The organism is Prevotella sp. ICM33, assembly GCF_000517825.1.
GTDB lineage: Bacteria > Bacteroidota > Bacteroidia > Bacteroidales > Bacteroidaceae > Prevotella > Prevotella melaninogenica.
On record NZ_JACD01000055.1, the window covers coordinates 55,549 to 68,357 of the forward strand.

Below are 12,809 nucleotides of genomic sequence, written 5' to 3' on the forward strand. Positions count from 1 at the left end.
AAATCTAACATAAATAAAAAGAGTATCAAATTTCTTGGTACTCTTTTTTTTATTCTCTTAGCTCTTTGTTGATCAGAACACCTATTCATATATAGGACTATCGTAATTGCATATCGGCTGTACACTACAACGGAGCCTTATCTTTACCAATCTTGTTCTTATGTGAAACGAAAAGAATGTACGCTCACAAACACCAGCCCACTCCCTAATAGTTAATCAAGAAACTGCTTGAAACTTTCCATTAAATTTAGTATCTTTGCAAAAAAAACGAAATGCAGGAAAATAACAATCAAACTTTATGGCAGATAATTAAGAGTTATTTCAATGTCTTACCTGACAAAGACGGCGAAAAATATGTTATCAAACAAATAACTAATGGTATCAACTTTCAAGGTTCTAATCTCTGGATACTTATCTTTGCCGTATTTATTGCATCCTTAGGCTTAAATGTCAATTCAACAGCAGTAATTATTGGTGCTATGCTCATCTCTCCACTGATGGGACCAATCATCGGTATGGGATTAGCTCTTGGAATTGCTGACTTGGACTTGTTCAAACAGTCCATAAAAAACTATTTGGTAAGTACATTCATTAGCGTTGTTACTGCAACAATCTACTTTACACTTTCACCGATTACGGATGCTCAATCCGAACTTTTAGCACGCACATCGCCTACCCTTTATGACGTATTGATAGCTCTTTTTGGTGGTGCTGCTGGATTCTTAGCTATGTCAACAAAAAGAAGAAACAACGTGGTGCCAGGTGTTGCCATTGCCACAGCCTTAATGCCACCACTTTGTACAGCAGGTTATGGACTGGCCGTACAAAACACATCCTACTTCTTTGGGGCATTTTACCTTTATTTCATCAATACTGTTTTCATTGCTTTTACAACCTGTCTTGGTGTACGCTTTCTGCATTTTCATAGAAAGCAGTTTATCAATCGTGAAAAAATGAGACGAGTAAATCTTTACATCGTTAGCATTCTCATTATCACAATTATCCCTGCAAGCTACATGACATGGAACATCATTAAGCAAAGTGTATTTGAAAATAACATAGAGAATTTCGTTACAAAGGAACTTAATTATAGCGGAACAAACATTCTCTCACACCAATACGACCTAAAAACCAAGACCCTCCATGTGGTAGCGGTGGGCAATCCGATATCAACTGATTCGATAGCTAAAGCACAAAAAGCGATGACTAATTATCAGCTTGATGGCTACGCACTAAAGGTGATACAAGGATCTAACTCTGACAGCTTATTACTCCTACAGCACAAGAATAAAGGTCAGTTGATGGTAGGAGAAAAAAATACGGCTGAATGGCAAGAACTTGCATATAACAACGATGTGCTAAAGAAGGAACTAACTTCTTATACACGTTATCCAGTACTTGCTAACGACATGCGAGAAGAACTTAAAGTCGTATGCCCCTCAGCAAAGAGTATTATACTGTCAAAAGCATCTGAGTCTTTCGTTGATTCTGCTTCAATTAAAAGTCATATCGTGGCTATAGTCAAAACAAACAAGACACTTGCCAAAGACAATAGAAAGCAGCTATATGACTGGCTCAAAGTGAAAGTCAAATCTGACAGCCTTGAACTTATCGTCATACCATAGTAGTAGTATCATACGACATAAAGAAGTGCCAAGCCTCCACGGGGCTTGGCACTTTTTTATACATAAACAAAAACACTAAAATTAAGCGTAGAAGATAGTTATATAGACTTGACTTTTTCTGTAAAATTGTATAGCTACCAAGCAAACAATGCTTTTTAAAGGCTCTGATAACCTGATAGTAATTTTTTGTTAATATACAAAACATTATCATAAGATAAACAGTTTGAATGTTATTTTTTGTATTATTCAACTGCAATCCTCGCATAAGATTTGCTATTATCAATATTTTTTCGTATCTTTATATCAGAGTTTAGTTAGCTTATGTGACAAAGGTTACCAAAACAAGCATACTTTTACTACATAAGCCCTGTATTTTATAACATAATTAAAACAGAAAAACTATGTCAAAAATTGGAAGCATTTTATTAGGAGTAGCAGCTGGAACAGTTGCAGGTATAGGTGTACTTTTTGTACTTGACAAAGATAAAACCTTATGTAAAAAGAATTCTATAGGCGATAAAGTTAATGACTTAAAAGATCAGCTTGATAGTCTTACAAGAAAAATGCGTGATAAATCAATGGAGTTAAAAGGCACTTTAGAAGAAAAGGTTGACAATCTTTTATCAGATTCAGACAGTAAACCTGAAGACCTTGTTAAGCTATTAGAAAAGAAATTAGCATCATTGAAAGAAAAAGTTAAGAAATAACTTAGCTGATTAGTAACCCTTAAAATCAAATTATTTATGAAAAGAATCTTCAGTTTAGCTACTTTGATTTGTTTATTCATAGTAGCTCTTACTTCAATCTCTTGTAGCAAGACAGATGACCCTGCAGACAATGACATCTTTGTAGGAACATACAAAGGAAGAATCACTTATTCAGGTGATAAAATAAAGAAAAGTGCCGATAATGGTTCTATAACCGTCATTAAAGCAGCTGGTAGTTACTATTTTAGATTTTCAGATGGAATCCCTGACCTTAAAGGCGTAACCTTTAAAAAGGAAGGTGACCACACTTTAGTAAATATCGACTTGAAAGAAGGCGTAAAAATAATTAGAATCAATGCTTCATCATTGAATATTCTATACACTAAAGATGGGAAAATATGGACTGCTAACGGAAAGAGATAGTAGAGAAAAAACATAAGAGTAAAGCCCCGAAATGTATGACATTTCGGGGCTTTACATTTATTAGATAGAGAGATTTAGGAATAAAAAGTTGATATTAAACCCATTTCTTCCATTAGACCACAATATGTATATTTTTAACTATGGTAGTATTTCCTACCATTTTTTATTTTCTTATCAGTTTCTTGTCTGTCTGTATAACTTTTCATAGTCTGATGCTACGTCTGCGCTACAAAGCCAAACATCTACTCAATGATAAAACAATATATATTTAGGTTCTAATGACTTGTTTGGGTTAAAACACCCACTTTAGTGTCCTTATTTTTTCTTTCCAAACACAATATTTAATAAGAATAAAATCACAACAGCACCTATGGCACCTGTGATGATAGAACCAATCCACCCGTCACCAAGTGAAATATGAAGCACACTTCCTAAAAGCCAAGATCCTACGCCACCTCCAAGAATACCAACAATGATATTCCCAAAAAGTCCTAAACCGCTACCTTTATAGATAAGTCCACCTAACCATCCTGCAATGGCTCCAATAATAAGTGATGCAATAATGCCCATAACCTTTAAATTTAATGTATAACACAAAAGTAAGAAATTTTACCTAAAAATGCAAACAAAAACAAGATTACTTTCCCTTATACCACAAGCGTATAAAACTTCTTACAAGGTTACTACCTAAATCATGCTTGCCAAATTATCACTTTGGAGATAACAATATAGAGTAAACACGCATTAGCTAAACGCGATATTGACTTCGCATAGTAAATCATAGAAGAAAGGTCATAGATAGTTCTGCGTAAATTCCATTATTAAAAAGACTCAACAACTTATCTTAAAACACGCAATAGATTTCGAAAAAACATTACAAAACCAACAGACTATTTCACTTTAAAAGAAAGGAAAAATCATCCTTTCAGCATCTTTACAGCAATCTGTTTATCAGGTTATTACAAAGTAGCATTTCAATAGGCGCTCTTTAAGCCTCTAAAAGGGCGTCTATTGAAGCCTTAAAGAGCACCTTTTGCAAGCCTATTGGGCGTCGTTTAGAAGCCAATTAAGCATCAATTGGGAAGGGAGAGATTGAAAAGTTAGGACAAAAGGGAAGCAGCCCCTCCCCCATCCCCTCCCCCATAGGGAGGGGCGTGATTACTGTGGATAGTATAACTATTGGGCTTATGAGGCTAATTAATTATTAGGCTAATTGGGCTAATAAGCCCAATTAGCCCAATTAATCAAAAAAAACAGGGACAAGCAAAGAGCTTATCCCTGTCTATTAGATTCTTTTCACTGCCTCCCGCGAGGGAAACAGGAAGTTAGTTATTTACCGTACCGCCAACAATATCGAGCAACTCAGACGTGATGGCTGCCTGACGCGACTTGTTATACTGCAAGTTGAGTCCACGAAGCAGGTCGTCAGCATTATCTGTTGCGGTCTGCATGGCAACCATTCGCGCTGCATGTTCAGAGGCATTACTGTCTAAAAGGGCAGTGTAAACCATGTTATTCAGCAGTTTCGGTACCAATGTTGTCAAGACTGTGCGCAGGTCTGGCTCAATGATGAAGTTATCATTCAGAGGAACAACAGCCTCATTATTAGACTTCTGTGTTCCAGACTGTCCTTTCCTCTTGAGATATTCCTGTGCAGCCTTCGTTGCGATATTTGATGAAAGATCGCGCGTAGAGTCGGCATTGACTTCTTCCTCAAGGTCAATTGGAAGGAAATTCTTACGTTGGAGAATCTGGCTTCCTGCACTCTTGAAATGATGGTAGATAATCTCCACCTTATCAAACTCGCCCTTCAACCATTTCTGGCTTAACTCCATGGCAATATTGCGACACTCCTCAAAATTTGGTTTATCAGCAAGCAACGGATAAGGATATACACAGGTATATCCACGCTTATTTGCTGCTTCATACACCTTTCGTCCTACAGGATAGATGACGATATCCTTGTCGGTCAAGCCCTGCGCATGATATTCGTCTATCGTATGCTGCATCAGCTTGATGACATTCGCATTGAATCCACCACAGAGAGAACTGTTTGAGGAGAACACGAGTAAGGCAACACGTTTCACTGGTCTCTGCTCGTCGAACGGAGTATCCGTATCGGGCGTAGAGACAAGGAAAGCCTTAAGAATGTGTTCGAGCATAGCCGCGTATGGAAGCATACTCTCGATGGCATTCTGGGCATGGTGTAACTTACTCGACGCAACCATCTTCATCGCACTCGTAATCTTACGAGTACTCTGAACACTGGCTATACGAGTCTTGATTTCCTTTAAGGATGCCATTCTGTATTGTCTTTATTTATATTGTCCGGCAATATTGCCCATGACTTCTTCGATTACCTTGATAGAAGTGTCTTCAAGGTTACCAGCAGCCAAATCGCTGATGACATCGGCATGAGTAGTGCGCATGGTCTCAAGGAACTGGTCCTGACACTGGCGAACCTGATCAACAGGTACGTCGCGCATCAAGCCGTGTACACCGCAGTAGAGGATTGCAATCTGCTCACCCACTGGCATTGGACTGTACTGTGGCTGGATAAGTAACTGGTTGTTCTTACGTCCACGGTCGAGGGTCATCGCTGTGACCTTGTCCATATCTGATGAGAACTTAGAGAATGCCTCCAACTCACGATACTGTGCCATATCAATCTTCAACGTACCAGCTACCTTCTTCATACTCTTAACCTGTGCTGAACCACCTACACGAGATACGGAGATACCTACGTTAATAGCTGGACGGAAGCCCTGATTGAAGAGGTCGGACTCAAGATAAATCTGACCGTCAGTAATGGAAATCACGTTAGTAGGAATATAGGCTGACACATCACCTGCCTGCGTTTCAATAATAGGCAGTGCGGTGAGTGAACCACCACCACGTACATGACCCTTCATACACTCTGGGAGGTCGTTCATCTTCTCTGCAATCTCCTGCTGGTTGTTGATACGTGCAGCACGCTCAAGCAGACGAGAGTGAAGATAGAAGACGTCACCAGGGTAAGCCTCACGACCTGAAGGACGACGGAGAATCAATGATACCTCACGATAGGCAACAGCCTGCTTTGACAAATCATCGTAGATAACGAGGGCTGAGTAGCCACGATCGCGGAAGTACTCACCAATGGCAGCACCGGCAAATGGAGCATAATACTGCATAGCAGCAGGATCAGCCGCCGTAGCACTTACGATAATTGTATAAGGTAATGCACCACGCTCCTTGAGGTTCTGCACCAATGTAGCAACGGTAGAAGCTTTCTGACCGATGGCAACATAAATACAATATACAGGATTACCCTGCTCGTAGAAGCTCTTCTGATTGATGATAGCATCAACGGCAATGGCTGTCTTACCTGTCTGGCGGTCACCAATGATAAGCTCACGCTGACCACGACCGATAGGGATCATTGAGTCAACAGCCTTCAGACCCGTCTGGAGTGGTTCCTTCACTGGCTGACGATAGATAACACCTGGCGCCTTACGGTCCAATGGCATCTCGAAAGAGTCAGTCAAGTCGATTTCACCCTTACCATCGATAGCCTCTCCAAGCGGATTGACTACACGTCCCAAGAAGTTGTCATTGACACGGATAGAGGCAATACGGTGTGTACGCTTCACGCTCTGTCCCTCCTTGATACCTTCAGTAGGACCAAGAAGGACACAACCTACATTGTCTTCCTCCAAGTTCATGACAATAGCCATGGTGCCATTCTCAAATTCAAGCAACTCGTTGGCTTCAGCATTGCGAAGACCATAGACACGTGCTACACCGTCGCCGACGGTCAGTACGCTACCGACTTCATCAAACTTCTCCTCAGAGTTGATGCCTTGAAGTTCTTTCAAAAGAATCTCAGACACCTCACTTGGTTTAATTTTATCTGACATGTTATTAATCTAATTACTTTTTTAATTGTGTGAGGATAGCATTCAGTTGGCTCTTCACGCTGGCGTCCATTCTGTAAGTATCGTACTCAAGAATAAAGCCACCTATGAGTGAAGGGTCAACCTCAGTGTTGAACTCAACGGTTCCCTGTGCTCTGGATTGTACCAGTGCTTTCATCTTGTCTTCCGTCTGGGAAGAGACAGGCGAGGCTGTGATGACCTTTCCGCGAATGATGTTCTTCTGCTTACGATACAGAGCGACATAGTCATTCGCCATAAGCTGTAGCAACTCCTCTCTATCTCCCTTCAAGACAAGGGAAAGGAAGTTAGCAACAAGCTCAGGACAATCGTCGCCACAGGCTACTTCCAATAGCTTGCGCTTCTTGTCCTTCGGAAGCATCGGGCTTTCAATCGTCATGCGGAGTTCGGGCACCTGAAGGTAATTCTGGGCAAGTGTTTGCATGATAGCATACACCTTGTCCTCGATACCTTGCTCACAGGCAGCCTTCAACAGCGCACGAGCATAGCGAACCGATATTACACCTGTATTCATAAGCGATTATTTACTTTCTGTTCCGTTAGAAGAAGCAACTTCATCCAATAAGCTGTTGATAAGCTGAGTTTGCTCGGCTGAACCAGACAGTTCCTTATGCAGAATCTTCTCAGCAATCTGCACAGAAAGCTCTGCAACCTGCGAACGGATGTCGCGGATGGCAGCCTGCTTCTGACTTTCAATCTCTGCCTTGGCTTCAGAAAGGATACGAGCACTCTCGTCGCGTGCCTTCTCCTGTGCCTGTCCGACTATGGTGTCACGTGTCTCAGACGCCTCTCTAAGGATTTGCGCCTGTTTCTCACGTGCCTCCATAAGCAGCTCCTCACCTTGTTTCTGAATGTTGGCAAGCCTCAAGTTGGCTTCTTCTGCCTTTGCAAGACTCTCGTCAATGTACTCTTTGCGCTCGTTCACCATCTTGATGATAGAAGGGAATCCCCACTTCCATAAGATGAAGAAGACCACTAAGAAGACAAGGGTCATCCAAAAGAGTAAGCCACTATCTGGCAATAATAATGACATAAGCTGCTAAATTACTTTTCTTACCAATTTGTTTAATAATTCTCTGAGTAGTTTAGAATACACAGAGGAGAGCGATAATTGCAGCGAAGAAGGCAACACCCTCAACCAATGCGGCTGCAATAATCATAGCAGAACGAAGCTCACCGATCTTCTCTGGCTGGCGAGCCATAGCGTCCATAGCCTGACCACCGATACGACCAATACCAAGACCTGCGCCTACGGCTGCGATACCTGCACCGATAGCGGCGCCTAACTTTGCAGTTTCTGCTGCTAATAACAATGATGTCAACATAGTTTCTTTCTTTTAATTATTAATTATTTTTTATTTTTTATCTATTAATAGGGGGGTGAAAAGTATTTATCTCCTTCACTCCTTCTTACCCTTCTGCCTCATGAACACGTGCCAAAGAGATAAACACAGCACTCAACATCGTGAATACCAAAGCTTGAATAAAGCTAACCAAAATCTCCAAAAGCATCATGAAGATACTCATACCCACACTCACAATCGTCATGGAAGAACTCAGGACAACACCCATCGTTGCCATGATGAAGATGATACAGGTTAAAGCCAACGCAATAGCATGTCCTGCCATCATATTGGCAAAAAGACGAACCATCAATGCGAAAGGTTTTGTAAAGATACCAAAGATCTCTATCACAGGCATCAAAGGCACTGGAACTTTCAACCATGCGGGTACGTCTGGCCAAAAGATATCTTTCCAATAATGCTTTGTTCCTGAGAAGTTGGTTACTAAGAACGTACAAATAGCCAAGAAGAAGGTGATGGTTATATTACCCGTAAGGTTACCACCTCCTGGTGGGAATGGCACGATACCCATGACATTAGCCACGAAGATGAAGAAGAAACACGTCAGAAGATAAGGTGCATACTTCTCTGAGTCCTTACCTAATGTCGGTTTAATAACCTCATCATAGACATACATCACAAACATATGCATCAGACCCGTGAAGCCTTTTGGTGCCTTATCGGTAACCTTATGGCGACGACACCAGCGTGCTGGAATCAAGATACACAGCAAGAGAATGATGGCATCAATGAAGAGTACACACACCGACTTCGTGATAGAGAGGTCGAGAGGGCGCACTTCTGTGCCGTCCTTCTGTAACTCAACGATGCGACGTTCGTAGTTTCCCTTCGTTGCAATGAATAGGTCTGGGTTGTTTTTACAAGGACGATAGCCCGCATGTGGACCTTCTTCTAACGGCTCTTCAGCAAAGTCCTCAGCACAACCCGTGTACCAACCATTTGATGTCTTCACAATGACTGGCAGGTTGATGATGATTGGCTTATCACCGATATTGGTTACATGCCACTCGTATGAGTCCTTGATATGTCCCCACAATATCTCCTGCAGGTTAACACTCTCCCCTTTACTCTCTGATGCAGCAGCACCAGGCAGAAGCAGGAAGAACATCATCACCATACAAATCAGATGCTTGAGATATTTCATTCGTTAATTATTAATTTTATTGTTCTTTTCCACTTTGTAAAAATAGACGGTATCGAATGCCAACAGCACAAGATAGAATATCATAAAGATAACGACAAAGCCGATTACCATTGCGCGTTCTTTCACCACCATTGCATAAACGACAACAGTCAAGAATGCCAACAGCATACGAAAACCAGAGCCCGCAAGATAGAAGTTATTCATAACCGTGGGCGACTGACTGGCTATCGCTTTCCATGCTCCTCCATAGATAGAAGAGGTGATAAGTGAGTAAACAGCACTGATAGTCAGCAAATTGATATAAGCCGTTTGCTGCGTTAGCTGCACAACGAGTAAGCCAATAAGATAAAGACCTGCGATAATCCACAAGTTATTCTTATAGTACTTCTTATACACTTTGTTAACATCCATCATCCGTATTCAGCTGTCTGCCGGTTATATCTTTTAGATTTCTACGCAAAGACTGACCAAGTTCTTCTTCACCTCAACGAATCCGCCAACGATATGAAGTTCCTTAGTATCACCTTTTACGCTGTAAGCTACCTTGCCTTCAACGAGTGTAGAGATGATAGGCGCGTGATTATTGAGAATCTCAAATGGTCCCACTGTACCAGGAACCAGCACACTATCCACCTCGCCTGTAAAGACAATCCTTTCGGGAGAAACTATTCTAAGTGTCAACATAGACAATTCAATTATTATTCAGTTTGTGCAAGAAGATGATTACTTAGTAGCCTCCAAAAGACGCTTAGCCTTCTCCTTGACATCCTCTATCGTACCAACGTTCAAGAACGCCTGCTCTGGGAGGTCGTCAACCTCACCATTCAAGATAGCGTTGAAGCCCTTGATGGTTTCCTCGATTGGTACCATAACACCCTTAACACCAGTGAACTGCTCAGCAACAGTAAATGGCTGAGAGAGGAAACGCTGTACACGACGAGCGCGGTTCACAACCAACTTATCCTCGTCTGACAACTCGTCCATACCCAAGATGGCGATGATATCCTGCAATTCATTATAGTGCTGAAGCAACTGCTTTACTCTTTGCGCACACTCATAGTGGTCCTTACCAACAATCAGTGGGTCAAGAATACGTGAGGTACTACCCAATGGGTCTACCGCAGGATAGATACCAAGCTCGGTAATCTTACGGCTCAACTCTGTTGTTGCATCCAAGTGGGTAAAGGTAGTAGCTGGAGCAGGGTCGGTCAAGTCGTCAGCAGGCACGTAAACCGCCTGTACTGAAGTAATTGAACCATGCTTTGTAGAAGTAATACGCTCCTGCATCGTACCCATCTCACTTGCCAAAGTAGGCTGATAACCTACGGCTGATGGCATACGTCCCAACAACGCTGATACCTCAGAACCAGCCTGCGTGAAACGGAAGATATTATCGATGAAGAACATGATATCTGCTGCCTCACCATTCTTACCTCCGTGATCGCGGAACTCCTCAGCAACGGTCAGACCAGAGAGTGCCACTGATGCACGTGCCCCTGGTGGCTCATTCATCTGTCCATAGACAAGTGTTGCCTGCGACTTCTGCAATTCTTCCTGATCAACAAGCGAAAGGTCCCACTTGCCTTCATCCATTGCCTTGCGGAACTTCTCACCATAACGGATAACACCTGACTCCAACATATCTCGAATCAAGTCGTTACCCTCACGAGTACGCTCACCTACACCGGCAAATACCGAGTAACCATTGTGACCCTTAGCGATGTTGTTAATCAACTCCATGATAAGCACCGTCTTACCTACACCGGCACCACCAAAGAGACCAATCTTACCACCCTTCATATAAGGCTCAAGCAAGTCGATGACCTTAATACCGGTCTGAAGCATCTCCTTATGCGTAGAGAGGTCTTCAAACTTTGGCGCCTCGCGGTGGATAGGATAAGCACCTTCCATACTCAGTGCCTCCATACCGTCGATAGGCTGACCGATAACGTTCATCATACGACCCTTAATCTGGTCACCAGCTGGCATAACGATAGGACTGCCTGTTGGCACAACCTCAAGGTTACGCTGCAGACCATCCGTATTATCCATAGCCACACAGCGCACGGTGTCTTCACCAATATGCTGCTGTACCTCGATAATCAAATCCTGCCCATTCGCACGTTTTACGCGTAGGGCATCATGAATCTTTGGCAGAACCTTCTCAGGATTCTCTCCCTTGGTATCAAAGTAGACATCGATAACTGGACCGATAATCTGGGAGATGCGCCCATTAATCTGTGACATAAATATCTTTGTTGTTTTTTATTATTATTTCCTCTATATATAAATAAGGTGGAAAAATCCCCTCTTAGATACTCAACTCGTCGAGAACCTTAATAAGTTTCTTGTCGAAAGGCTTATCTGAACGGATTGCCTCAGACAATGGAACATAAACCACCTCATTGTTTCTAACACCTACCATAATATTACGTTGTCCCTGCATAATGGCCTCAATAGCACCAACACCCGTACTACTTGCAAGGATACGGTCGCGTGCTGAAGGACGACCACCACGCTGCAAGTGACCAAGAATTGACACACGTACGTCATAGTCAGGGAACTCCTTGCGTACACGGTCAGCATAATACATCGCTCCACACTTAGGGCTCTCAGAGACAATGACGATACAACTTCTCTTAGACTTACGAATACCACGTTCCATGAAGCGACCCAACTGGTCGACGTTAGTAGAGTCTTCTGGAATAATCGCTGCCTCTGCACCGCTGGCAATAGCCGAGTTCTGTGCAAGAAAACCAGCATCACGTCCCATCACCTCTACAAAGAAGATGCGTTCATGGCTCTGAGCGGTATCACGAATACGGTCGACACACTCCATAATTGTGTTCATCGTCGTGTCATAACCGATAGTGCTGTCCGTACCATAGAGGTCATTATCTATCGTACCCGGCAGACCGATGCAACAGAAATCAAACTCCTGCGCAAACATCATCGCACCTGTCAACGAGCCATTACCACCAATGACAACCAGCGCATCAATACCCTCTTTGACAAGGTTATCGTATGCCTGCTGACGTCCTTCCATCGTTTTAAAACCTTTTGAGCGTGCCGTCTTGAGTATCGTACCGCCCTGACCGATAATACCGCTAACATTCTCAGTGGTAAAAGGCTTAATGTCATCCGTAATCAATCCCTCATAACCACGATAGACACCTTTGATTTCAAAACCATTATAGATGCCGGCTCTGGTCACAGCACGTATTGCTGCGTTCATTCCAGGGGCGTCACCGCCAGAGGTCAGAATACCTATTGTCTTTATTTTGCCCATATATAGTCTTAGAACTCCTTTTTATTTAAATCTAAGCGCAAAGATAACAAATAAATGGCACAAAAGCAAAGTTGATAAGAAAAAAAATGGAATTAAACCCAAATCGGTCATTAAACCACAATATATATCGTTCTTATTACTATGGTATTGTTTCCTAACAACCGATTTGGGTTAAATCAGAAAAGGGGAAGAAGCAATATCTCCCCCCAACCACACAAAGAGCCACCAGCAACCACCAAGCGGTCCCTTCCCTTGAGGGTATATCAAAATTTATTGCTGTCCGGTAAACCTTTTCCACATATAAAAGTTAAGGGCTAAAATC

General features: G+C 42.3%; 14 protein-coding genes. 3 read left to right on the forward strand and 11 right to left on the reverse strand.

The genetic code is table 11. From position 1 onward, the window contains the following. Positions 1-272: 272 nt before the first annotated feature. The 3 genes from HMPREF1505_RS06795 (at position 273) to HMPREF1505_RS06810 (ending at position 2,755) form a co-directional block, all read left to right on the forward strand. Positions 273-1,625, forward strand: coding sequence for a TIGR00341 family protein (locus tag HMPREF1505_RS06795; protein ID WP_036923869.1), 1,353 nt, complete (start codon positions 273-275; stop codon positions 1,623-1,625). Positions 1,626-2,026: 401 nt separating this feature from the next. Further along, positions 2,027-2,332 (forward strand): YtxH domain-containing protein, encoded by a 306-nt coding sequence (locus HMPREF1505_RS06805; protein ID WP_036923872.1) that lies wholly within the window; start codon positions 2,027-2,029, stop codon positions 2,330-2,332. Positions 2,333-2,368: 36 nt separating this feature from the next. Next, on the forward strand, positions 2,369-2,755 hold the full coding sequence (locus HMPREF1505_RS06810) for a hypothetical protein (protein ID WP_009434653.1): 387 nt from the start codon (positions 2,369-2,371) through the stop codon (positions 2,753-2,755). A gap of 315 nt (positions 2,756-3,070) precedes the next feature. On the opposite strand, the gene HMPREF1505_RS06815 is transcribed toward HMPREF1505_RS06810, so the two are convergent. The 11 genes from HMPREF1505_RS06815 to pfkA all read right to left on the reverse strand — a co-directional run bounded on the left by HMPREF1505_RS06815 (position 3,071) and on the right by pfkA (position 12,487). Further along, positions 3,071-3,325: a GlsB/YeaQ/YmgE family stress response membrane protein gene (locus HMPREF1505_RS06815; RefSeq protein WP_036923875.1), complete on the reverse strand. Its 255-nt coding sequence runs from the start codon at positions 3,323-3,325 to the stop codon at positions 3,071-3,073. Between the two features lie 755 nt (positions 3,326-4,080). Then, entirely contained in the window at positions 4,081-5,058 is a 978-nt protein-coding gene (locus tag HMPREF1505_RS06820) for a F0F1 ATP synthase subunit gamma (protein WP_036923878.1), read from the reverse strand. Between the two features lie 12 nt (positions 5,059-5,070). Next, complete coding sequence (gene atpA / locus HMPREF1505_RS06825) at positions 5,071-6,654, reverse strand: F0F1 ATP synthase subunit alpha (RefSeq protein ID WP_036923881.1); 1,584 nt, start codon at positions 6,652-6,654, stop codon at positions 5,071-5,073. Positions 6,655-6,667: 13 nt separating this feature from the next. Then, positions 6,668-7,204, reverse strand: a complete 537-nt coding sequence (locus tag HMPREF1505_RS06830) for a F0F1 ATP synthase subunit delta (RefSeq protein ID WP_036923883.1) — start codon at positions 7,202-7,204, stop codon at positions 6,668-6,670. A gap of 6 nt (positions 7,205-7,210) precedes the next feature. Then, positions 7,211-7,723 carry a F0F1 ATP synthase subunit B gene (gene atpF, locus HMPREF1505_RS06835; RefSeq protein ID WP_036923885.1) on the reverse strand — a complete coding sequence of 171 codons (513 nt, stop codon included), beginning with the start codon at positions 7,721-7,723 and terminating at the stop codon, positions 7,211-7,213. A 52-nt stretch (positions 7,724-7,775) separates the two neighbouring features. After that, positions 7,776-8,015, reverse strand: a complete 240-nt coding sequence (gene atpE, locus HMPREF1505_RS06840; protein ID WP_004360677.1) for an ATP synthase F0 subunit C — start codon at positions 8,013-8,015, stop codon at positions 7,776-7,778. 85 nt (positions 8,016-8,100) lie between these two features. Beyond that, positions 8,101-9,198 (reverse strand): F0F1 ATP synthase subunit A, encoded by a 1,098-nt coding sequence (gene atpB / locus HMPREF1505_RS06845; RefSeq protein WP_036923887.1) that lies wholly within the window; start codon positions 9,196-9,198, stop codon positions 8,101-8,103. 3 nt (positions 9,199-9,201) lie between these two features. Further along, complete coding sequence (locus HMPREF1505_RS06850) at positions 9,202-9,612, reverse strand: hypothetical protein (RefSeq protein WP_081722935.1); 411 nt, start codon at positions 9,610-9,612, stop codon at positions 9,202-9,204. 30 nt (positions 9,613-9,642) lie between these two features. Then, entirely contained in the window at positions 9,643-9,882 is a 240-nt protein-coding gene (locus HMPREF1505_RS06855; RefSeq protein WP_004360672.1) for a F0F1 ATP synthase subunit epsilon, read from the reverse strand. Positions 9,883-9,921: 39 nt separating this feature from the next. Then, entirely contained in the window at positions 9,922-11,445 is a 1,524-nt protein-coding gene (gene atpD / locus HMPREF1505_RS06860; protein WP_004360670.1) for a F0F1 ATP synthase subunit beta, read from the reverse strand. A gap of 64 nt (positions 11,446-11,509) precedes the next feature. After that, positions 11,510-12,487, reverse strand: a complete 978-nt coding sequence (pfkA, locus tag HMPREF1505_RS06865; protein ID WP_013265475.1) for a 6-phosphofructokinase — start codon at positions 12,485-12,487, stop codon at positions 11,510-11,512. Positions 12,488-12,809: the final 322 nt, after the last annotated feature.